This window comes from Stenotrophomonas sp. 3(2025) (assembly GCF_052665395.1).
The window spans coordinates 87,513-110,138 of the sequence record NZ_JBQOIF010000005.1 but is presented as its reverse complement, the minus strand read 5'-3'; the positions used below and the strand labels follow the sequence as shown (position 1 = coordinate 110,138).

Genomic DNA, 22,626 nt, shown 5'->3' with positions numbered 1-22,626 from the left:
CGCCGGGCAATGCCCGGCGATTCGTACCCCGTCTGGTGGAGAGCCCCCCTTTGTTAAGGGGGGGCGCGCCAACGGCGCGGGGGATAGGGAGCAGGATAGGCCCCGCGGTTTGCATCGCAAACCGTGGGAACGTTTGGGGGCCAGTTAGAACTGGCCACCAAACGTAAATTGCAGACGCTCGATCTCGTCGCCGTCCTTCTTCTTCAGCGGGAACGCATAGCTGATCGAGATCGGGCCGACCGGGGCGCGCCACAGCAGGGCTACACCGGTGGACACGCGCAGCTCGTTGGCCTTGAAGTTGTCGGTGCCGTTGTAGACGTTGCCGAAGTCGACGAATGCCGATACACGGGCCGACGGGCTGTCGAACAGGCGCGGGAAGTAGGCTTCGACCGAACCGACAGTCTTCAGCGAACCACCCAGCGGCTGGCCGTTCGGGTAACCGCTGGTGACTTCGCGCGGGCCGAGGGTGTTGTCCTCGAAGCCACGAACCGAGTTGGTACCACCGGCGTAGAAGTTCTCGTAGAACGGCAGGCCCGAGGCGGTGACGGTGCGGGTGGTGCCGTCGCCATTATCGATCACGCGGGTCTTGTCGTTGCCGTAGGCATCGCCGTAGCCGATTTCGGCGCGGGTGTTGATCACCAGCGAGGGGATGATCGGCCAGTACTTGCTGATCTGGTAGTTCAGCTTGTAGTACTCGATGGTCGAACCCGGCAGGGTGGTTTCCAGGCCCACGCGCTGGTAGGTACCGCGGGTCGGCATGAAGTAGTCGTTGCGCGAGTCGCGGGCCCAGCCCAGCTCGGTGCGCCACGCATGGAAGGTGCGGCTGCCGACGGCATCGATGTAATCGATGATCGACTTCGGGGTCGAGCCCGCGTACGTGGTGATCTGGTTGCTGTCGATGCCGAACATCAGCGAGACGGTGTCGGTCTCGGTGATCGGCACGCCGAACACCACCTGCGCCGAACCATTGGTGCTGTTGTACTGCGCGGTGTTGAAGTCGGAGTAGTCCAGTTCGCGCCAGGACAGGTTGTAGCCCAGCGAAACGCCGTCATCGGTGAAGTACGGGTTGGTGTAGCTGAAGCCGTAGCGCTGCAGGTAGCTGCTGCGCGAGGCTTCGACCGACACGCGGTTGCCGCCGCCCAGGAAGTTGTTCTGCGACAGCTGCACCGAGGTGGTCATGCCGTAGGACTGCGAATAGCCCAGGCCGAACACGAAGCTGCCCGAGGTGGTTTCCTTGACGTTGTAGACGACGTCGACCTGGTCGTTGCTGCCGCTGACCGGCGGGGTTTCCACGTCCACCGCTTCGAAGTAGCCCAGGCGCTGCAGGCGGATCTTGGAACGGTCGATCGCGGCCTGCGAGTACCAGCTGTTCTCGAACTGGCGCATTTCGCGGCGCATCACCTCATCGGAGGTGCGGGTATTGCCCTTGAAGATGATGCGGCGGACCGTCACGCGCGGGCCCGGCACGACCTGCATGTTGACCGCCACGGTCTGCTCGGCGCGGTTGGTGGTCGGAATCGGGTTCACCTTGGCGAAGGCATAACCGATGTTGGACAGCGAGTTGGTGATCGAGTCGGAGCTGAATTCCAGCAGGGCACGCGAGAACGTGTCGCCGGACTTCTGCACGACCATGCGCTCGACGTCTTCCTGCGGCAGGATCGTATCGCCGCTGACCTTGATCTCGGAGATCTTGTACTGGTCGCCTTCGGTCACGCCGGCGGTGATGAACATGTCGCGCTTGTCGGGGCTGATCGACACCTGCGTCGAGTCGATGCTGAAGTCGACATAGCCGCGGTCCAGGTACCAGGAGTTGAGCTTTTCCAGGTCGCCGGACAGCTTTTCCTTGGAGTACTGGTCGTCACGGCGGTACCACGACGCCCAGTTGTGCTCCTTGGACTCCCAGTATTCCAGGATGTCCTTGCTGTCGTACTTCTCGGTGCCGACGATGTTGACGTGGCGGATCTTGGCCGCCTTGCCTTCCTTGATCGCGATGGCGATGTCGACACGGTTGCGGTCCAGCGGGCTCACGGTCGGGGTGATGTCGACGGTGTATTTGCCACGATCGTTGTACTGGCGGCGAAGTTCCTGGGTCACGCGATCCAGGCTCAGGCGATCGAAGGTGCCGCCTTCGGTCAGGCCGATGTCGGACAGGCCCTTGAGCAGCTGGTCGGACTTGATGTCCTTGTTGCCGGTGACGGTCAGCTTGTTGATCGCCGGACGCTCCTTGACGGTCACCACCAGGATGCTGCCCTGGCGATCCAGCTGCACGTCTTCGAAGAAGCCGGTCTTGTACAGGGCGCGGATGGTCTCGCCGACCTTGCTGTCGGTGACCGTCTCGCCACGCTCGACCGGCAGGTAGGTGAACACCGTACCGGAACTGATGCGCTGCAGGCCGTCGACGCGGATGTCGCTGACAGTGAAGGGCTCGGCTGCCTGGGCCAGGGCGGGAGCGCCGGTGACGGCGGCGAGGGCGAGGGCCAGCAGGCGGCGATTGGGGAGTCGCGTCATGTCACGTCCGGTAGGAAGGTCGATTTCATTGGTAAGGGATGCCGACGCTGTAGACGGCAAAAACATGGAAAAGTTCATCGCGGGACCAGGCCGAGGATGTCGTTGTAGAACGCCAATCCCATCAGCCCGGCCAGCAACGCCAGGCCGATGTATTGGCCGGCGGCGACGGCACGCTCGCTCAGCGGGCTGCCCTTGACCAACTCGATAAGGTAATACAGCAGGTGGCCGCCGTCCAAGATGGGGATCGGCAGCAGGTTGATGATGCACAGGCTCAGCGACAGCAGGGCGAGGAACTGGATGAACCAGTCCACGCCACGTTTGGCCGAAATATTGGCGACCCGGGCAATGGTGACCGGGCCGGAAACGTTCTGCAGCGAGGCTTTGCCGGTCACGATCCGGCCCATCATGGCCAATGAATCGGCGGCCATCCTGCCGGTTTCACGCACCGCGACCGTGACCGACTGCAGCGGGCCGAACTTGAGCAGGGTGTCGTAGGCGGGGCTGTAGCTCTGGGCAAAGCCCGCGCCGATCTGCCAGGTGGGCTGGCCCTTGCCGTCCTTGCCCTGGCGTGGGGTGATCTCCAGCGCCAGGCGCTCGCCACCACGCAGCACCTCGATCATCGCCGGGCCACCGCGGCGGCCGAGGCTGCCCACTTCGCTGATGGCCTGTTCGACGCTGTCGATGCGCTGGCCGTCGATCGCCACGATCAGATCGCCGGTCTGCAGGTGGCCCTCTGCGGCCGAACCCTTCACGATGGTGTCCACCAGCGGCGGCTGCAGCCACGCACGCCAGTACACGCCGGCCAGGATCGGAACCCGGCGTTCATCGAAACCGGCCGGCAGCTGCGACAGCGGCAGGGTGCGCGAGCGCAGCTGGTCGGCGGGGTCGAGCACCTCCAGGGTCACATCGCGACGGTCCATCGCCGCCGCGGTCAGGGCCATGCTGGCCTCGCCCAGGGTGATCACATCGCGGCCGCCCACGCGCAGCAGGCGGTCACCACTGCCGAGCCCGGCCGTGGCAGCCATGCCGGTAGCGCGGCCGACGGTTGCCGAATAGTCCTGCTTGCCGATCACGAACATCGCCCACAGCAGCAGGATGCACAGCAGCAGGTTGGCGATCGGGCCGGCCGCGACGATGGCGATGCGCTGCCACACGGTCTTGTGGTTGAAGGCCTGGCCGCGCTCGTGCGGATGGACCTCGACTTCGCGTTCGTCGAGGAATTTCACATAACCGCCCAGCGGGATGGCGGCGATGGCGAACTCGGTGCCATGGCGGTCGCGGCGCGACCACAGCGGACGGCCGAAGCCGACCGAGAAGCGCAGCACCTTGACCCCGCACAGGCGCCCAACCCAGTAGTGCCCGAATTCGTGGAAGGTGACCAGCAGCCCAAGGCTGACGATCATCCACCAGACCGATCCGATGAAGTCAGTCATGCAGGTTCACATTGGCGGACACGGGCGGCGGCGTCATACGGGATGGGTGCGCTGTTCAGGTGGCGGCGATGGCGTTCAGGGTCAGCTGGCGGGCCCGCTCGTCGGCGGACAACAGAACCTCAAGTGTATCGGCTGGTTCGGTCGGCAGTGTTGAAAGAGCGTTAGCAACCAGCGTCGGAATGGTCAGGAAGCCTATGCGGCCCTGAAGAAACGCTGAAACAGCCTCTTCATTGGCAGCGTTCAGCACCGCCGGGGCGGTGCCGCCGGCGCGCATCGCCTGCCATGCCAGGGCCAGGCAGGGGAAGGCGTCGGTGTCGGGGGCCTCGAAATCCAGCCGGCCCTGGGTGAGCAGGTCCAGCCCGGACACGCCCGATTCGATCCGTTGCGGCCAGCCCAGGCCTACGGCCAGGGTGGTGCGCATGTCCGGCAGGCCCATCTGCGCCAGCGTGGAGCCGTCAACGAACTCCACCAGCGAATGCACCAGGCTCTGCGGATGCACCAGCACCTCGATGCGCTCGCCGGGGATGCCGAACAGATGGTGGGCCTCGATCACTTCCAGGCCCTTGTTCATCAACGTCGCCGAATCGACCGAGATCTTCGGCCCCATCGACCACTTCGGATGCGCCACGGCCTGGGCCGGGGTGACCTGCTGCAGTTCGGCGCGGCTGCGCCCGCGGAAGGGGCCGCCCGAGGCGGTCAGCAGGATGCGGCGCACCCCGGCACCGTCGAGGCTGGCATCACGTGAGCGCAGGCACTGGAAGATCGCGCTGTGTTCGCTGTCGATCGGGATGATCTCGGCGCCGGCGCGTTCGGCGGTGCGGGTCAGCAGTTCACCGGCCAGTACCAGCGATTCCTTGTTGGCCAGCAGGATGCGCTTGCCGGCCGCAGCGGCGGCCAGGGTCGAGGACAGGCCGGCGGCGCCGACGATCGCGGCAACCACGGTGTCGCAGGCGTCGCTGGCCGCCAGCTGGTCCAGCGCGGCATGGCCGGCGTGGGCCTGGGTGGCCAGGCCGGCGTCGCGCAGGCCGTCGCGCAGTTCGGCATACAGGGTTTCATCGGCGATCACCGCATGCGCGGGCCGGTGCTGCCGGCACAGGGCCAGCAGCGCCTGTACCTGGCGGCCGGCGGCAAGCACGGTGGCCTGGTACCGCAGTGGATGGCGGGCGATCACGTCAAGCGTGGAGGCACCAATCGAGCCGGTGGCGCCGAATACGGCGACCCGGCGCAGGTCTGCAGCAGCATCCATGGTCAGAACCCGAAGATTTCCTTGCCCAGTGCGAACACCGGGATGGCCGCCAGCACGCCGTCGACGCGGTCGAGCACGCCGCCGTGGCCGGGGATCAGGTGGCCTGAATCCTTGGCGCCGGCATGGCGCTTGATCAGGCTTTCGAACAGGTCGCCCAGTACGGAGGCGAATACCGCCACCACCGAAGTGAGCAGCAGGCCGGGCAGGTGCGCGGCATCGATGCCGGCCAGCCAGCCCAGGCCGACGGCCACCGCAACGCCGGCGATCAGCCCGCCGACGAGGCCTTCCCAGGTCTTGTTCGGGCTGATCCGCGGTGCCAGCTTGTGCTTGCCGAAGTGACGCCCGGCAAAGTAGGCGCCCGAATCAGCGGCCCAGACCAGCGCCAGCGCGGCCAGCAGCCACAGGTGGCCCTGATGCCCGGGCGGGTCGCCGCCGGCATGGATCAGTACCAGTGCGGCCCACGCAGGCACGATGGCCAGGGTGCCGGCCAGCAGCTTGAGGATGCGCGCCGGGCTGCCGGGCTGTGCGCCGAAGTTGAAGAAGCGCAGCCACACCAGCGCGCCCAGCCACCAGGCCACGCCTACCAGGGTCGCGATCTGGAACAGCACAAGGGTGCCGGCATCGGCCCACACCAGCAGCACCATCAGCACCAGGTTGAGGACCAGCAGCACGGTGCGGGCGAGGGTGTCTTCGATGTCGGCCAGCTTCAGCCATTCCCACAGGCCGATCAGCAGCACGGCGGCGGCGGCGGCGGCCAGCCATTGCGTCGGCAGCAACAGGATCGCCGCAATGGCGACCGGCGCCATGATCAGCGCGGCGAGGACTCGGGTCTTGGTCATGGGCTGGACGTCTCGGTGGCCAGGGCGGCGATCTGGGCGCTGGTCAGGCCGAAGCGGCGCTCACGGCTGGCGTAGGCATCCAGCGCCAGCTGCAGCTGCGCGGCGTCGAAATCCGGCCACAGCGCTTCGGTGAACCACAGCTCGGTATACGCCAGCTGCCACAGCAGGAAGTTGCTGATGCGGGTATCGCCGCCGGTGCGGATGAACAGGTCCGGTGGCGGCAGATCGGCCAGGGCCACCTGTCGCCCCAGCAGGGATTCGTCGATCTGCTCGGGCAGCAGGCGGCCGGCGGCCACTTCAGCGGCCAGTGCGCGTGCGGCACGGGCGATGTCCTGGCGGCCACCATAGCTGGCGGCGATCGACAGGGTCAGTGTCCTGTTGTCGGCGGTGCGCTGTTCGGCCAGCTGCATGCGGCTGACCAGGGCAGCACCGAAGCGCTCGCGTTCGCCGATGAAGCGCACGCGCACGCCGCGCCGATGCAGCTCGTCCACTTCGCGGTCGAGCGCGCCGAGGAACAGCTTCATCAACGCATCGACTTCTTCCTGCGGCCGGCCCCAGTTCTCGCTGGAGAACGCGAACAGGGTCAGCGCCGGAATGCCCAGTTCCAGGCAGCGTTCGATGGTGCGGTTGACCGCGCGCGCGCCGGCACGATGGCCGATCACGCGGGGGCGACGGCGCAGCTGTGCCCAGCGCCCGTTGCCATCCATGATGATGGCAACATGGCGCGGCAGGGCGGCCGGCAGGGGAGGCGGGGCTGAAGGCATCGACTTCAGACCGACATCAGTTCCTTTTCCTTGTCGGCGACGACTTTATCCACATCCTTGATGTTGCTGTCGGTCAGCTTCTGGATATCGTCTTCGCCGCGCTTCTTGTCGTCTTCGCTGATCGCCTTGTCCTTCAGCAGCTTGGCGATTTCCTTGTTCGCGTCCTGGCGGATGTTGCGGATGGCGATCTTGGCGCCTTCGCCTTCCTTCTGTACCTGCTTGGCCAGTTCCTTGCGGCGCTCTTCGGTCGGCGGCGGCAGGTTGACGCGGATCGAGGTGCCGATGGTGTTCGGGGTCAGCTCGATGTTGTACAGGCCCTTTTCGATCTCCTTGATCATGCTCTTGTCGAAGGGCGTGACCAGCAGGGAGTGGGCATCGGCGTTGGAGATCGACGCAACCTGGTTCAGCGGGGTGCTGGCGTTGCCGTAAGCATTGACCGTGACGCGGTCCAGCAGGGCCGGTGTGGCGCGACCGGTGCGGATCGAAGTGAGGGTGTGCTTAAGAGCGTCGATGCTCTTGGCCATGCGCGTCTGCGCGTTGTTCTTGATGTCGTTGAGCATCGCCAGGGTCCTGGATGTAACTGGAATCGGGCGATTATAGGCGAATACGGGACGCCGCCGGGCCTGAATCGGCCCGGAGGTCGCCTTGCGCTCAGCCTCAGGCCGGGTCGCGGCCCTGGACGAGGGTGCCGATGTTCTCGCCGTGCAGGATCTTCAGCAGCTCGCCCGGCTGGCCCATGTCGAACACGCGCATCGGCAGGTCGCTGTCGCGCGCCAGGGCGAAGGCGGCGGTATCCATCACTTCCAGGCCGCGGCGGATCACTTCGTCGTAGCTCAGGCTGTCGAAGCGGACAGCGTCGCTGTACTTGTTCGGATCCTTGTCGTACACGCCATCGACCTTGGTTGCCTTCAGCAGCAGGTCGGCGCCGATCTCGATCGCGCGCAGGGCCGCGCCGGAATCGGTGGTGAAGAACGGGCTGCCGACGCCAGCGGCGAAAATCACCAGGCGGCCCTTTTCCAGATGGCGGATGGCGCGTCGACGGATGTAGTCCTCGCACACGTCGTTGATCTTGATCGCGCTCATCACGCGGGCCTTGGCGCCCACTTTTTCCAGTGCATCCTGCATGGCCAGCGCGTTGATGACCGTGGCCAGCATGCCCATCTGGTCGCCGGTAACGCGGTCCATGCCGCCAGCGGCCAGGCCCGCACCGCGGAAGATGTTGCCACCGCCGATGACCAGGGCGACTTCGGCGCCGGCCTGCTGGGCCTCGACGACTTCACGGGCCAGGCGGTTGATGATCTTGGGGTCGATGCCGTAGTCCTCATCTCCCATCAGCGCCTCCCCGGAAAGTTTCAACAGGATGCGGCGATAGGCGAGCTTGGACATAGGGACCTCGGGTGCGTGGAAATCGCGGGCGATTCTACGCGCAAGCGGCGCGCGGCCAAAGCGTTTTGTGCACTGCGGCGCAAAATACCGGCGTGCCCCGTGCATCCGGGGCGCACCATTCAGCCCAGCTCGGCGCCAGCCGTGGCAGACAGTTCATCATGCCCCAGCTCGCCGGGAGAGCGTGCGATGACCCGGTTGCGGCCCAGGTTCTTGGAGCGGTAGAGCACGTCATCGGCGGCGCGCAGCAGGTCCTGCACGCCGGCAAAGCGCTCGTAGCCCCCTTGGGTGGCCACGCCGGCCGAGAAGGTGATGAACAGCGGGCCGCCTTCCAGTTCCGCCATCGGGGTGGCGACGATGTTCGCCAACACCCGGCGGATCACGTCCAGGGCCACCGATTCGCTGGTATTGGGCAGCAGCGCGACGAACTCCTCGCCGCCGAAGCGGGCCACGGTGTCGCTGTTGCGCAGCTGCCCCTGCAGTTTGCCGGCAAAGGCGCGCAGCACCTCGTCGCCGGTCAGGTGGCCGTGCGCGTCGTTGATCTTCTTGAAATCGTCCAGGTCGATGAAGGCCACCGACAATGGCCAGCCATGGCGGCCGGCACGCAGGAATTCCTGTTCCAGCACGGCTTCGAGCTGGCGGCGGTTGAGGACGCCGGTCAGGGCATCGCGATGGGCCTGGTCGGCCAGGCGCTTGGCGCGGGCCTCGAATTCATCGGCGCGACGGCGGGCCTGGTCGGCATCCTGCAGTTCGCGCAGGTTGCGCAGGGTGGCCAGCTCCTGGGCGTGGTCGATCAACTCGCGCACGCGTGCCGGCGAGTTCAGGCCGTTCTCGAACAGGCTGGCGATGTCGGGCAACGCGTCGCTGATCCGCGCCAGCACCTGGTCGAAGCGGGCGCTGTCCATCTGCAGGCGGTCATGGACCTGCTGCAGGGCGCGTTCGCGGGCGGCATCGGCGTCTTCATCCAGCCAGATGTCGGCGACCGCGCCAGACAGCTGCACGCAGGCCTGGAACGGATTCTCGGCGGTGCCCTCGTCTTCGCTGTGGCGGATGCTGTCCACCAGGTAGCGCGGCAGGCCCCACTGCTCGGCCACCCATGCACCGACGTCGGCGTGGCTGCAGCCCAGTTCCTGGCGCTCGCGCGCGATCAGGTCGGGATTGTCGCGCGCCTCGCGCAGCAGCGGCAGGTAGCGTTCGGATTCGGCCTGGGCCAGGCACAGCACTCCCATGTCCTGCAGCAGCCCGGCCAGCATCAGTTCTTCCAGCCGGCGCAGGCCGCGCGCCTGGCCGAGCTGGCTGGCGGCCAGTGCGCTGAGGATGCTGCGCTTCCAGGCGCGTTGGCGCAGGTCGTGGTCGGCGCCGCCGTTGCCGGTCAGGCCCTGGGTGACAGTGAAGCCCAGGGCGAGGCTGATCGTGGCGTTCAGCCCGAGCATGGTCAGAGCCTGGCCGAGGTTCTCGATCCGGCGCCGGCTGGCATACAGCGGTGAATTGGCGATACGCAGCATGCGCGCACTCAACGCCATGTCGATGGCGATGATGTCCGCAGCGGTTGCGATGTCCGCTTCCGGATCCTGGGCCAGTTCGATGATGCGCAGGGCAATACCGGGCGGCGAGGGGAGGTTGCGGCAAAGCGCCAGGGCAGCTGTCAGCTCGGGAGGCATGTCGGGTCGTTCAATTCCATTAGGACAAGAATACCTAGGAATGCATCACAGTCTGCGACTTTCGTTCCTGTTATGTGACTGCAGGTTCCCTTTGCCGAGTATCGGCTTGATTCGGCTGCAACGCAAAGGTGACGGTGTGCGCACCAACGGTGCGCACCCACAGATTCCGCCACCCACAGATTCCGCCACCCACAGATTCGGCCACCCACAGATTCGGCCACCCACAGATTCGGCCACCCACAGGTGAAGGGCACCCACAGGCCCGCCGGCATAAAAAAAGAGCCGCGGTTTCCCGCGGCTCCTTCTGGTTTCATTGCAGCCGTGAGGCTGGAATCAGACCTGCATCGCCTTGGCAACTTCGGCGGCGTAGTCTTCCACCACCTTCTCGATGCCTTCGCCAACGACCAGCAGCTGGAAGCCTGCGACGTCGGCGCCGGCAGCCTTGACCACCTGCTCGACGGTCTTGTCGCCGTCCAGCACGTAGCTCTGGCCGTACAGGGTCACTTCGCTGACGATCTTGTTGATCTTGCCGCTGATGATCTTTTCCAGGATGTCGGCCGGCTTGGACTTGTCCTTCTCGGACATCTTGGCCAGTTCGATTTCCTTTTCCTTTTCCACGAACTCGGCCGGCACATCGGCAGCCTTGTTGTGCGGCGGCTTCAGCGCAGCCACGTGCATGGCCAGGCCGCGAGCCAGTTCGGCGTCGCCGCCGATCAGGTCGACCAGCACGCCGACCTTGCCGTTGGTGTGGACGTAGGAACCGACGTTGCCGGTGGTGTCCAGCTTGACCAGGCGACGGATCTGGATGTTCTCACCCAGGGTCTGCACGGCAGTCGCGCGGGTTTCTTCGACGGTCTGGCCGCTCGGCAGGGTGGCCGACTTCAGGGCTTCCACGTCGGCGGCGCCCGATGCCAGGGCAGCGGCAGCGACGGAATCGACGAAGTTCTTGAAGTTGATGTCGTTGGCGACGAAGTCGGTTTCCGAGTTGATCTCGACCAGCACGGCCTTGCCGCCGTCCTGGGCCAGGCCCAGACGACCTTCGGCGGCGACGCGGTCAGCCTTCTTGTCGGCCTTGGCAGCGCCGGACTTGCGCAGCGCTTCAGCAGCGGCGTCGATGTTGCCGCCGGCCTCGGTGAGCGCCTTCTTGCATTCCATCATGCCGGCGCCGGTGCGCTCGCGCAGTTCCTTGACCAGGGAAGCAGTGATTTCCACGGGATTACCTCACGAAAGAAAGGGGTTGGGCCGGCATGGTGGCCGGCCCGTGTGACAGTGTCCTGTCGTCGCGCCATCGGCAGCGGACAGGAAAGGTGGGCGCGTGGCGCCCACCAGGGCCTGGATCAGGCCTGGGCTTCGCCCTTGTCGGCAGCAGCCTTCTTGGCCGGAGCACGGCGAGCCGGCTTGCCTTCTTCGGCCGGAGCGTCGGCGAACTCTTCTTCACGGACGGTGGCAGCGTGCGGTGCAGCAGCCTTGCCTTCCAGCACGGCGTCAGCAGCGGCGCGCGCGTACAGCTGCACGGCACGGATGGCGTCGTCGTTGCCCGGGATCGCGTAATCCACCAGTTCCGGGTTGTAGTTGGTATCGACGACAGCGATCACCGGGATGCCGAGCTTCTTGGCTTCCTTGATGGCGATGTCTTCGTGGCCGATGTCGATGACGAAGATCGCGTCCGGCAGACGGTTCATGTCCTTGATGCCGCCCAGCGAAGCTTCCAGCTTGTCGCGCTCGCGACGCAGGCCCAGCACTTCGTGCTTGACCAGCTTCTCGAAGGTGCCGTCGGTTTCACCGGCTTCCAGTTCCTTCAGGCGGGCAACCGACTGCTTGACGGTACGGAAGTTGGTCAGGGTGCCGCCCAGCCAGCGCTGGTTCATGAACGGCATGCCGCAACGCTCGGCTTCTTCGCGGATCGACTCGCGCGCGCTGCGCTTGGTGCCCAGGAACAGGATGGTGCCGCGCTTCTGGGCAACCGACGAGATGAAGTTCATCGCGTCGTTGAACAGCGGGACGGTCTTTTCCAGGTTGATGATGTGGATCTTGCCGCGGGCGCCGAAGATGTACGGAGCCATTTTCGGGTTCCAGTAGCGGGTCTGGTGGCCAAAGTGGACGCCGGCTTCCAGCATCTGACGCATGGTGACCTGGGGCATTGCAGAACTCCTGATGGGGAACCGGCGATTCCGCCCGCGGGATAGGTATGCGGGACGCGTGGAAGCGCTGATGGTTCCGGGGTTGGGCTTCCCTGTTGCCTCCGTGGCCGAACTCCTTGCGGAGCACCCCGGCACGGATGGGGGCAGCAGGTGTGGATTCACCGGTGACGTCCGGTGTGGACGGCGTCCCGCGCACACAGGGCGGCAGGACATCCGGGCAATTATAGCCCGCTTGGCTGGCTCGCCGCAATTGCGGGCACCGATGGGATCAGAATCACGTCTGTGCCGTCCTGCAGGCGGGCGTGGAAGCGGCCACCGGCATAGCCATCGGCGCGCGGCGGCAATGGCCACTGGCGTCGCTTGGCCGCCAGCACGTAGCCGGCAAGGCCGGGCAGCAGCAGGCTGCGCCGGCCGTCGGCCCTCTCAAAGCTCAGCTCGCTCAGGCGTGCGTGCCGGGCACCGCTGTTGTGCAGTCGCAGCATCGGCTGCGATCCGCTGGCCATCACCTCGACCTGCAGCCGGGGCCGCGCCGGGGAGGCCTGTTCGCCAAGGAACAGTGGCAGCGAATAGCGCGGCATGCCGGCTTCGGCTGGTGCCAGGATGATACGGAACGCCTGTTCGGCGACCACGGGTACCGGTGAGGCCGGCAGCAACCAGACGCGCTGGCGGGCGCCGGCCGGCAGGTCCAGCAGGGTAGGGCTGGCCAGTACCTGCCCGCTGCGCTGCAGGTGTTCGGCATCCTGCTGCTGGTCCCACGCCCAGACCTGCAGCTGCCCACGCCAATGTCCGGGGCCAGGATTGCGCAGCCATAGCTCGGTCCGCCCCTGCGCGGCCGGCAGGTGCAGGGTGGTCGGCACCAGCTCCAGCGCCTGCGCCTGCGCGGGAAGGGGCAGCGCGGCGGCCAGCAGAAGCAGCAGCCGGCGCATCAGTAGAAGGTGGTGCGCGGTTCGGGCAGTGAATGCCCTTGTTCGTCCTGCGCTGGCGGAGCCAGCTCACGGACCTGGGGCGGCAGGTGGCCGCCGTCGGTGTGCTGCTGCGGCACCGGGCAACGTGGGGCGCCGCCAGGACCGGCGCAGCCTTCAACCACGACCAAGCGGATCTGCAGCGGAGCAGGTACCGGTTCTGCCCAGGCTGCCGTGCTGGCAATGGCCATCGCCGTCGCCCCGATCAGTACTCCCCGAACCACCTGCGATCCACCGTGTTGTCGACTTGATGCGCGGTATCGGCCGAGAGGGGGGATTCTGTAGAGCGGACTCCCCTCAGTAGGTGATCGTCACCTGTACCAGGTCGTTGTAGGTGCCTGCCGGTGGCTGTCCGGCCACAGGGGGCACGCGCCCGAATATGTTCAGCGTCTGCGCGCCGCCGGTGCCGGTGCCGCTGACCGTGTCCAGCGCAAGCGTGTTGCCCCAGCGCTGGCTGCGCGCAGCATCGCGATACAGCTCATAGGGCAGGTAATAGTTGTTGCCGCCGATGGTGGTGCGCATGCGCCGGGTGGTGGTCAGGGCCGGATTGTTCTGGCCATTGTCCAGGCCGACCTGGTAGGCAGTGCGCTTCAGGCAGGTCAGGGCCAGGGTGGCGGTCTGGTCGATGTTGCCGGGAATGCCGCCGGTGACCGTGCCGAAGTTCAGGTCCGTGGTCAGGTAGCTGCCGCACTGCGGCAGCACGGTGGCGGTCGTGTTGAAGGCGAAGGCGGCACTGCTGCTGTTGGTGCCGGTCGCGCCGCCGTTGCAGGTGGCCGGCACGCTGGCGGTGCCCAGCAGCACCTCGTTCCAGGCCCAGGTCAGCACCACGTTGGCGCCACTGAAGGTGCTGCCGTAGCTGCCCGACGCCAGCACCTGGTTGGCCGGGATCTGCGCGAACAGCTGCACGCTCTGGGCGCCGCTGCCGCCGGTCAGCAAAGGCACGCTGTAGGACATGGTCAGCTCCTGCGCCGGCGGAACGCCGCGCGGCACCAGGCCGGTCACCTGGCTGTAGTTGGAGGTGTTGTAGAGCTGGAAGTTGAGTGTATCGCCGCTGCCGTTGACCATCGTTCGCCACGGCGTGGTGGTGCTGCCGCCAGTGCCGCTGCCGATGCCCACGCAGACGCGCACGCCGGTGGTGGCGAGCAGGCTCAGCGCGGCGGTAGTGCAGGTCACGGTGATGTTCAGGGTGCCCGAGGTCGGGCCGGCCGCGCCGCTGTTGACGTTGCCGAACGGCAGCAGGGCGTCTGCGGTTGCCGTGCATACGGCCGCGGCGCGGACCGGCAGGCTGGCCACCAGCCCTGCAAGCAGCAGCATGCCCGCCAGCAGCAGGCGCAGGCTCATGGCGCCACCTCCGGCACGCATTGCAGCGTGGCCGGGCGCGGCCTTGCTCCCGCAGCGACCACCTGTGGCGACGCCGGTACCCGCGCGCGGCACTGGCCACGGCTGGTGGTGATGTACAGCACAGTGCCAGCGGCCACGTCTTCCAGGTACAGCAGGCCGTCGTAACCAATCGACGCCTGGCGGCCATCCACCAGCTGCACCTCGCTGCCGGCTTCCAGCGGCTGGCCGGCCATGTCCTGCACGGTGAGGGTCAGCGAAGGCCGCGAGCGCAGGTTGAAGGTCAACCGGGTACCGGCGCGCTGGCGGGGTGTCACCCAGTCCTCGATGCGATCGGCGCGCATGTCCGCCGGCAGGTCCAGGGTGTCGATGGAGACGCGGTTGCGCTGCCAGGACAGCAGCGGGCTGATCAGCAGCAGGCCCCGTTCGTCGGTGGCACCGATCAGGCGGTTCTCAAGCCGCACCGGCACACCGCCGATGCCATTGGTGCTGACCACCGCGAAGGCATCGGCGACTTCGCGGGCGGCGAAGGTGTGCCCGGCCATCCACACCAGGCTGCCGCTGGCGCTGCCATAGGCATGGTTGAGGCCCGCCTGGCGGGAGGCACCGAAGGCGTAGCGGCCGACATCGTTGAGGATGCCGACTTCGGCCAGGCCGCCGCTGCCGCCGTCGCCGTGGCGGACCTGCGCGCGCCAACCGATACCGCCGGCGCTGCCATCACCCGGCACCGGCTGGGTGACATCGGCGACCCAGCTCTGGCTGTCACCGTTGCGCTGGCTGGACAGGCTGGCCTGGCGGTTGTTGCCCAGGCTCGCGGTCAGCGACAGGTAGACACTGCGGTCATCGCTGTTGTCCAGGTTCTGGTTGACCGACAGGTAGGCCGACCAGCGCTGGCTCCAGCTGCGGGACCAGAACAGGCTGGCATAGCGGTTGTCCTCGCCATCGGGGTAGCGCAGGCGCAGATAGCTGGCGCTGAGCGTGCCCAGCCGCAGCAGGTCCAGGCCGACCGTAGCCTGCTCGCTGATGCTGGGCGGCAGGTTGGCCTGCAGCGCGCCCAGGTCGCGGTAGTCACCGTGGCTGCGCACGCTGCGCAGGTTGAAATTGAAGCGCCGGTTGTTCCAGCTGTACCCCAGCGCCCACTGTCCGCCCTGCAGGCCCTGGTAGCGGCTGTGGGCATAGGCGGCATTGAGCACGCCGGCGCCGCCCAGCAGCCACCAGCCACCCACGCCGGCCTGGGCCAGGCCGCCGCCGCCCTCGGCATGTGCTTCGCCGGTGAATGTGTCGCTGACCCCGCCACGCCAGCTGGCGCTTGCCACGGTACGGTCGTCGTAGGCAAAGGAGCGCTCGCCGAAGTCCTCGCGCAGCTGGCCAATACCCAGTGACCAGTCCGACAGGCCGTTGGCCAGCAGCTGCTGGGTGCCGTAGAAGCTGAAATCCAGGGTCTGCATGCGGCCGAAGGCGTCGGTGACCACCACCTGTGCGCTGCCGGTACCGCTGATGCCCGGTTGCGCCGCCAGCTGGAACGGCCCGACCGGTACCTGCCCGCTGTACTGGCGCAGGCCATCCACATACAGCTCGACCGTCGATGGCACCACCGCCTGGCCGAGAAAGGCGGGGGTCGGGGTAAGAACGCGATACGGCTGCAGCCCGTAATTGCGGCCGATCTGGATGCCGCCCAGGCGGACCGGCCGGCTCCAGTCGACAAAGCCGCTGTAGAAATCGCCCACCTCCAGGGTCAGCGCCTTGTCCGGGAAGTCCAGCGTCCAGCGCGTATCGAGGCGGACGCTTTCGCTGCGCCAGTGGCGCTGGCCGGTCTGGTAGCGACGGCTGACCGCGGTGTTCTCGAAGGTGCCGGCGCCCACGCCGAACACCCGCAGCTCAGAGCTCAGCGTCAGGTTCCCGAGGCTGTCGACGCGGCTGCCATACAGGTCGTAATTGAGCAGGAGGCCGGGCGAGGCGCTGCCGCGGGGAGCGTGGACCTGCGGACGGCTGATCACGGTGGTGGGCAGGGTCAACTGGTCCAGTGGCACGTCCAGGGCGAGGGTCTGCAGCTGCGCGTCATAGCGCACCACCGCGCCGCTGATCTGGTCCAGATAGACCGGGGCCTCACCGCTGGCGTTGAAGCCGAGCTGGCGCAGGATCTCGGGGCTGGCCTGCAGGCGACCTCGATTGTCGGTGAAGGGCAGCAGGCCACGTGGTGTGCTGTTGAGGGTCACGTCCAGGTACAGCGTCTGGTTGGCCATGAGCGAGGTGGGTGGCGGCAGCAGGGCATCGGCGGAGACCCCGGAGACATCGGCCGCGTGAGCCGCCGGGTACAGCGCTGCACCGAGCGCTGCGCTCATCAGCGCCTCAGCGAGCCGGCGGCGGCAGCGGCGTCTGTTCCGACTCGCCATTGAGCTTTGCCGTGATCTGGTCGTTGCCGGCGTCGATCGCCGTGCGCTCCAGTGGCCAGCGCATCACCTGGCCGGGCAGCACGTAGCCCAGCAGGCCCGGGTGGACGATGCGCGGGCGCTCCCTGCTGCCGAGGGCAAGGTCGGCGATCTGCGCGTAACTGTTGCCGGAATTGCCTACTTCCACGCCGTTGCGGCCATCATCCAGCCGGACCAGGCGGGCATGCAGCTGCGGTGCCAGGCGGCTGCCTGGATCGGGCTGCACGAACACCGGGATCGAATAGCGCAGCACGAACTGCATGCCTTCGCTGCGCGTGGCCAGGTCGGGCACCTCATCGACGATCAGCCGGTAGTGCTGCTGCACAGCCGGTGCTTCGGCGACGGCGCGGATGACCCGCACCAGCTGCTGCTGGCCGGCGGCCAGCTCCTGCATCGGTGGCGTGGCCAGCAGATCCTCGGTGGGCAGCAGCTGTTCGCTGCCGTCCTGCTGAAGCCAACGGAATACCCGCACCTGCAGCTTCACCGGCGAGGTGCCGCTGTTGGTCAACCACAGTTCGCCAGCGCGCTGGCGTGCCTCCAGCTGCAGGCTGGTGGGTGCGACCTGCAGGCTGGTCGCCGAAACCCCGGTGACCCCGAGCAGCAGGCTGAAGGCGAGCAGCGCCACGCCGGTGGCGCGCCACGGGCGGGATACGGCCATGCGGGCGTGCTCCATCAATAGGTGATCGTGGCGGTGACGGTATCCAGGTAGTTGCCGGTCGCAGCGTTGGCCGTGCTCAGGTTGAGGATCTGGCCGTAGACGATGTAGGGCACCGCCAGGCCGGTGCCTATACCGGCCTGGGTGTTGGTGCCTGTGGTGGCGCCCCAGACCAGGGTATGCGCGGCATCCTGGTAGAGCTGGTAGCCCACGTAGTTGTTGGCCGTCACTGCCGCGTTGGTGTTCTTCATCCGCCGCGTGGTGACGTCATTGGCCGTGCCGGCATTGGCACCGGCGTTGAGCGAGATGGTGTACGGGGTCAGCGCCGAACACTGTGCGGTTACGGTGCCCTGGCCCAGGGTGGGGGTGGCCGTGGTGGAGGCGGCGGTGCCGAAGTCGACGTTGGTGGCGGCGGCCGCAGTGATGGTGCAGGCCTTGGTGACCACCAGGGTGACGTTGAAGGTGGTGGTGTCGGCGGCGGCGGCCGGGCCTGCCACCAGCAGGGCCAGGGCCCAGGCCAAAGGGGAACGAACGGTGGATCGCATGGACAACCTCCCTGACCCGAAGGTCCGTTGAACAGCGCGAAGTCGGCGCGTTTGGCGCCGATATGGACGACAGTGGGGCCAGCGTAGGCACCGCAAGTGTCTGTATTCCGTGAGAAACAGGCGATCGAAAGGGTGTGGGTCATCACGCTTTCACGTTCCTTGCCGGATCCGTGCATGGCCCGGATCGCCAGTTGGGTGGCGTTCGTTCAGATTGCGGCCGGATCGGCGATAATGGGAGCCATGAGCGTGAATATCAAAACCCCGCAGGAAATCGAGATGATGCGCATCGCCGGCCGCCTGGCCAGCGAAGTGCTCGACATCGTCACCCCCCACGTCAAGCCCGGTGTCACGACCGAGGAACTGGACCGCATCTGTCACGACCACATCGTGAACGTGCAGGGCGCCATTCCGGCCAACGTCGGCTACCGCGGCTTCCCCAAGACCGTGTGCACCTCGGTCAACAATGTCATCTGCCATGGCATTCCCAGTGAAGGGAAGGTCCTCAAGGATGGCGACATCATCAATATCGACGTCACCGTCATCAAGGACGGCTGGCATGGCGACACCAGCCGCATGTACTTCGTCGGCACCCCGTCGGTGATGGCCAAGCGCCTGGTCGACGCCACCTATGAAGCGATGTGGCGCGGCATCCGCGCGGTGCGTCCGGGCGCAACCCTGGGCGACGTCGGCCATGCGATCCAGAGCTATGCCGAGAGCGAGCGTTTCAGCGTGGTGCGCGAATACTGCGGCCACGGCATCGGCAAGGTCTACCACGATGAACCGCAGGTGGTGCATTACGGCCGTCCGGGCCAGGGCCTGGTGCTGCAGCCGGGCATGACCTTCACCATCGAGCCGATGATCAACGAGGGCACCCGCTACAACAAGGTGCTGCCCGATGGCTGGACGGTGGTGACCAAGGACCGCAAGCTGTCGGCACAGTGGGAGCACATGATCGCCGTCACCGAGACCGGCGTGGACGTGCTGACCCTGTCGCCGGGCGAGTCGCAGGTTTCCTGACAATGCTGCCGGCGAGTTCGCTGCTGGACACGCCGGCCGCGTCGCTCAACGACCCGGACTGGGCTGCTGCCGCGCGCGATGCGCTGCAGCAGGCCGATACGCGCCTGTACCGCCGCTTCGACCAGGGCGACAACATCGAGCGCCTGCTGGCATTGCGCGCGCGCGCGGCCGATCACCTGATCCGCCATGCGTGGCAGCGCTGCCTGCCAGCCGACAGTGGCCTGTCGCTGTTTGCGGTCGGTGGCTATGGGCGTGGTGAACTGTTCCCGCGCTCGGACATCGACCTGCTGGTGTTCGGCGATCCGCAGGCGCAGGTGGCCCATGAGGAGGCGCTCGCGCGCCTGTTCGCGCTGCTGTGGGATTGCGGCCTGGCGGTCAGCCACGCGGTGCGTTCGGGCGGGCAGTGCAGCGAGGCTGCAGCCGACCAGACCGTGCTGACGGCGTTGATCGAAGCGCGCCCGCTGATGGCCGATGAGGCGGCGCGGCGCGCGCTGCGTGCGGCGGTGGATGACCGCGAACTGTGGCCGCCGCGTGCGTTCTTCCTGGCCAAGCTGGAGGAGCTGCGCAACCGCCACCAGCGTTTCGGCGACACCGCCGACAACCTGGAGCCGGACCTGAAGGATGGCCCCGGCGGCCTGCGCGATCTCAACACGCTGGGCTGGATGGCGCTGCGTGCGTTTGGCGTGCGCGATCTGGAAGCGCTGGTCGGCCTGGGCCACCTGGGCGCTGACGAGGCGGCGGCACTCAAGCGCGAACGTGCGGTGCTGGCGCGACTGCGCTTCGGCCTGCACCTGGTGGCGCGACGCCCGGAAGAGCGCCTGCGCTTCGATTACCAGAAGACCCTGGCCGCGCGCCTGGGCTTTGAAGACGACGCCGAGAGCCTGGGCGTCGAGAAGATGATGCAGGGCTTCTACCGCGCCGCTTCGGTGGTGCGGCGGATCAGCGATCGTCTGCTGCAGCGTTTCGAGGAACAGTTCGATGGCGAGGCACAGCCTGAGCCGCTGACCGTAGGGTTCGCGCTGCGCCGTGGCTATCTGGCGGCCAACGATGCCGACTGGCCAAATGCTGACATCGGCCAGGTCTTCGCGCTGTTCGCCAGCTGGGCGAACAATCCGCAGATCCGTGGCCTGCATTCGTTGACCGCGCGCGCGCTGGCCGAATCGCTGCCGTTGCTGCCTGCCTATGACCAGGCCGACCCCGACGCGCGCGAACAGTTCATGGCCCTGCTGCGTGGCCAGCGCCCGGTCGACACGCTTTCGCGCATGGCGCGGCTGGGCGTGCTCGGGCAGTGGATTCCCGCATTCGCCCAGGTCAGCGGGCGCATGCAGTTCGACCTGTTCCATGTCTACACCGTCGACCAGCACACGCTGATGGTCCTGCGCAACATGGGGCTGTTCGCCAGCAGTCGCGCCGATGAACGTTTCTCCATCGCCCACGAAGTCTGGCCGCGCCTGCGCAAGCCGGAACTGCTGCTGCTGGCCGGCCTGTTCCACGACATCGCCAAGGGGCGCGGCGGCGATCATTCCGAACTGGGCGCGGTCGACGCACGGGCGTTCTGCCACGCGCAGGGGCTGAGTGGCTCGGACACCGAACTGGTGGCCTGGCTGGTCGAACAGCACCTGCGGATGTCGGTGACCGCGCAGAAGCAGGACATCGCCGATGCGGAGGTGATCCATCGTTTCGCGACCCTGGTCGGCAGCCGCGACCGCCTGGATTACCTGTATCTGCTGACCTGCGCCGACATCGCCGGCACCAGCCCGAAGCTGTGGAACGCGTGGAAGGACCGGCTGCTGGCCGATCTGTATTTCGCTACCCGCCGCGCGCTGCGCGAGGGCCTGGAGCATCCGGTGCCGGCCGCCGAGCGCGTGGCCGAAGCGCGCGACAGCGTGCGAGCACTGGTGCGCGAGCAGGGCTACGACGATGCCACCATCGATCGCCAGTTCGCGGTGATGCCCGACGAAGGTTTCATCCGCCTGCGCCCGGAACAGTTGGCCTGGCAGGCTGCCGCACTGGTGCCGATCAAGCAGGGCCAGACGCTGGTGAAGGTACGCCGGATCAGCGTTGACGACCCAGCGCTGGAAGTGTTCGTGCATTCGCCGGACCGTGACGGCTTGTTCGCCGCGATCGTCATGACCCTGGACCGCAAGGGCTACGGCATCCACCGCGCGCGCGTGCTGGATGGTCCGGCCGACACGATTTTCGATAATTTTGAAGTGAGCCCGGCCGACACCTTTGCCGATGGCAGCAGCGCCAACCTGGAAGCGGCACTGCGCGAGGCGCTCAGTGGCGACCTTGCGCGGCTGCGTCCCTCGCGCCGGGTGGTGCCACGCCAGCTGCGCCACTTCCGTTTCGCCCCGCGCATCGAGTTCCGCGATGAACCCGGCGCGACCCGTTTTGCCCTGGTCGCCCCCGATCGCCCCGGCCTGCTGGCCGACGTGGCGTTCGTGCTGCGCAACCAGGGACTGCGCGTGCAGGACGCGCGCATTGCCACATTCGGCGAACGCGCCGAAGACACCTTCGTGATCAGTGACGAACACGACCTCCCCCTGACTGAATCCGCCCGGCAGCAGCTGCATGACGCAATGCTGGCCTGCCTGGACCCTGATCGAAACGCCGGAGACCCCACCTGATGGCCACCAAGCCCGCAAAGAAGACTGACGCGACCGCCAAGAGCGCAGCGGCCAGAAAGACCCCTGCCGCCGCCCCGGCTGCGAAGAAGGCTGCGCGACAGCCGAAGGCGGGCCAGACCGCAGCGGTGAAGAAGGCCGCCGCACCGAAGGCTGCAGCGAAGAAGGCGCCGGCCAAGACCGCCGAAGCGGCGCGCGCCGAGAACATCGCACGCAAGTCGCTGCGCAAGCCGGCCGGGCCGGGCGTGGAAGAACTGAAGTTCGGCATCGAAAGCGCCTTCGAGCGCCGCGCCACGCTGACCCTGCACGAACTGGAAGGCTCGACCCGGCCGCTGGTCAACCGCGTGATCGACGGCCTGGAAAGCGGTGAGTTCCGCGTCGCCGAACCCGATGGCCATGGTGGCTGGAAGGTCAACGAATGGCTGAAGAAGGCAGTGCTGCTGTATTTCCGCGTCAACGACATGGCCGTGGTCGATGCACGCCCGGCACCGTTCTGGGACAAGGTCGAATCGCGCTTTGCCGGCTATGACGAGGCGAAGTTCCGCCGTGGCGGCGTGCGCGTGGTGCCGGGTGCGATCGCCCGTCGCGGCACGTATTTCGGCAAGGACGTGGTGCTGATGCCGAGCTTCACCAACATCGGTGCCTACGTCGGCGAAGGCACCATGGTCGACACCTGGGCCACCGTCGGTTCCTGCGCGCAGATCGGCCAGCATTGCCACCTGTCCGGTGGTGCCGGCATCGGTGGCGTGCTCGAGCCGCTGCAGGCCAGCCCGACCATCATCGAAGACCATTGCTTCATCGGCGCGCGTTCGGAAGTGGTGGAAGGCGTGGTCGTCGGCCATCACAGCGTGATCGGCATGGGCGTGTTCCTCAGCCAGAGCACCCGCATCTACAACCGCGCCACCGGCGAAATCAGCTACGGCTACATTCCGCCGTACAGCGTGGTGGTGTCCGGCTCGCTGCCGAGCAAGGATGGTACCCACTCGCTGTACTGCGCGGTGATCGTCAAGCAGGTCGATGCCCGCACCCGCAGCAAGACCAGCGTCAACGACCTGCTGCGCGGCCTGGCCGACTGACG

18 protein-coding genes are annotated in these 22,626 nt (G+C 67.0%); 3 read left to right on the top strand and 15 right to left on the bottom strand.

Translation table 11 applies throughout. The features are described 5' to 3' along the window. Positions 1-144 precede the first annotated feature (144 nt). The 15 genes from bamA to ACUXVE_RS05690 form a co-directional block, all read right to left on the bottom strand. A complete protein-coding gene (gene bamA / locus ACUXVE_RS05760) occupies positions 145-2,508 on the bottom strand; it encodes an outer membrane protein assembly factor BamA (protein WP_445513979.1) in 2,364 nt (787 codons plus the stop codon). A gap of 74 nt (positions 2,509-2,582) precedes the next feature. Next, the gene (gene rseP, locus ACUXVE_RS05755) at positions 2,583-3,941 is read right to left on the bottom strand and encodes an RIP metalloprotease RseP (RefSeq protein ID WP_445513978.1); all 1,359 of its coding nucleotides are present in this window, start codon (positions 3,939-3,941) and stop codon (positions 2,583-2,585) included. Between the two features lie 55 nt (positions 3,942-3,996). After that, positions 3,997-5,187 carry a 1-deoxy-D-xylulose-5-phosphate reductoisomerase gene (locus tag ACUXVE_RS05750; protein WP_222390131.1) on the bottom strand — a complete coding sequence of 397 codons (1,191 nt, stop codon included), beginning with the start codon at positions 5,185-5,187 and terminating at the stop codon, positions 3,997-3,999. 2 nt (positions 5,188-5,189) lie between these two features. Beyond that, a complete protein-coding gene (locus tag ACUXVE_RS05745; protein WP_222390130.1) occupies positions 5,190-6,026 on the bottom strand; it encodes a phosphatidate cytidylyltransferase in 837 nt (278 codons plus the stop codon). Further along, on the bottom strand, positions 6,023-6,790 hold the full coding sequence (gene uppS, locus ACUXVE_RS05740) for a polyprenyl diphosphate synthase (RefSeq protein WP_093817752.1): 768 nt from the start codon (positions 6,788-6,790) through the stop codon (positions 6,023-6,025). Before uppS ends, ACUXVE_RS05745 begins: the two co-directional genes overlap by 4 nt. Before the next feature lie 5 nt (positions 6,791-6,795). Next, positions 6,796-7,350 carry a ribosome recycling factor gene (frr, locus tag ACUXVE_RS05735; RefSeq protein ID WP_049465365.1) on the bottom strand — a complete coding sequence of 185 codons (555 nt, stop codon included), beginning with the start codon at positions 7,348-7,350 and terminating at the stop codon, positions 6,796-6,798. A 97-nt stretch (positions 7,351-7,447) separates the two neighbouring features. Further along, positions 7,448-8,176 carry a UMP kinase gene (gene pyrH / locus ACUXVE_RS05730; protein ID WP_025877663.1) on the bottom strand — a complete coding sequence of 243 codons (729 nt, stop codon included), beginning with the start codon at positions 8,174-8,176 and terminating at the stop codon, positions 7,448-7,450. Positions 8,177-8,295: 119 nt separating this feature from the next. Next, positions 8,296-9,834, bottom strand: a complete 1,539-nt coding sequence (locus ACUXVE_RS05725; protein WP_093817753.1) for a sensor domain-containing diguanylate cyclase — start codon at positions 9,832-9,834, stop codon at positions 8,296-8,298. 333 nt (positions 9,835-10,167) lie between these two features. Beyond that, complete coding sequence (gene tsf / locus ACUXVE_RS05720; protein ID WP_093817754.1) at positions 10,168-11,046, bottom strand: translation elongation factor Ts; 879 nt, start codon at positions 11,044-11,046, stop codon at positions 10,168-10,170. 125 nt (positions 11,047-11,171) lie between these two features. Then, positions 11,172-11,975: a 30S ribosomal protein S2 gene (gene rpsB / locus ACUXVE_RS05715; RefSeq protein WP_093817755.1), complete on the bottom strand. Its 804-nt coding sequence runs from the start codon at positions 11,973-11,975 to the stop codon at positions 11,172-11,174. 221 nt (positions 11,976-12,196) lie between these two features. Then, entirely contained in the window at positions 12,197-12,901 is a 705-nt protein-coding gene (locus tag ACUXVE_RS05710) for a fimbrial biogenesis chaperone (protein WP_445513977.1), read from the bottom strand. A 333-nt stretch (positions 12,902-13,234) separates the two neighbouring features. Further along, the gene (locus tag ACUXVE_RS05705; protein ID WP_222390995.1) at positions 13,235-14,272 is read right to left on the bottom strand and encodes a Csu type fimbrial protein; all 1,038 of its coding nucleotides are present in this window, start codon (positions 14,270-14,272) and stop codon (positions 13,235-13,237) included. A 2-nt stretch (positions 14,273-14,274) separates the two neighbouring features. After that, positions 14,275-16,617, bottom strand: coding sequence for a fimbria/pilus outer membrane usher protein (locus ACUXVE_RS05700; protein ID WP_445513976.1), 2,343 nt, complete (start codon positions 16,615-16,617; stop codon positions 14,275-14,277). A 7-nt stretch (positions 16,618-16,624) separates the two neighbouring features. Next, entirely contained in the window at positions 16,625-17,362 is a 738-nt protein-coding gene (locus tag ACUXVE_RS05695) for a fimbrial biogenesis chaperone (protein ID WP_445513975.1), read from the bottom strand. A 14-nt stretch (positions 17,363-17,376) separates the two neighbouring features. Next, positions 17,377-17,904 (bottom strand): Csu type fimbrial protein, encoded by a 528-nt coding sequence (locus tag ACUXVE_RS05690; protein ID WP_093817760.1) that lies wholly within the window; start codon positions 17,902-17,904, stop codon positions 17,377-17,379. Positions 17,905-18,144: 240 nt separating this feature from the next. On the opposite strand from ACUXVE_RS05690, the gene map reads away from it, so the two are divergent. Genes map through dapD form a run of 3 tightly spaced genes read left to right on the top strand, consistent with a single transcriptional unit; the run spans position 18,145 to position 22,624 of the window. Then, complete coding sequence (map, locus tag ACUXVE_RS05685) at positions 18,145-18,921, top strand: type I methionyl aminopeptidase (RefSeq protein WP_205420742.1); 777 nt, start codon at positions 18,145-18,147, stop codon at positions 18,919-18,921. A gap of 2 nt (positions 18,922-18,923) precedes the next feature. Further along, positions 18,924-21,551: a [protein-PII] uridylyltransferase gene (locus ACUXVE_RS05680; RefSeq protein WP_445513974.1), complete on the top strand. Its 2,628-nt coding sequence runs from the start codon at positions 18,924-18,926 to the stop codon at positions 21,549-21,551. Then, a complete protein-coding gene (gene dapD, locus ACUXVE_RS05675; protein ID WP_093817763.1) occupies positions 21,551-22,624 on the top strand; it encodes a 2,3,4,5-tetrahydropyridine-2,6-dicarboxylate N-succinyltransferase in 1,074 nt (357 codons plus the stop codon). The genes ACUXVE_RS05680 and dapD overlap by 1 nt, the downstream gene beginning before the upstream one ends. Positions 22,625-22,626: the final 2 nt, after the last annotated feature.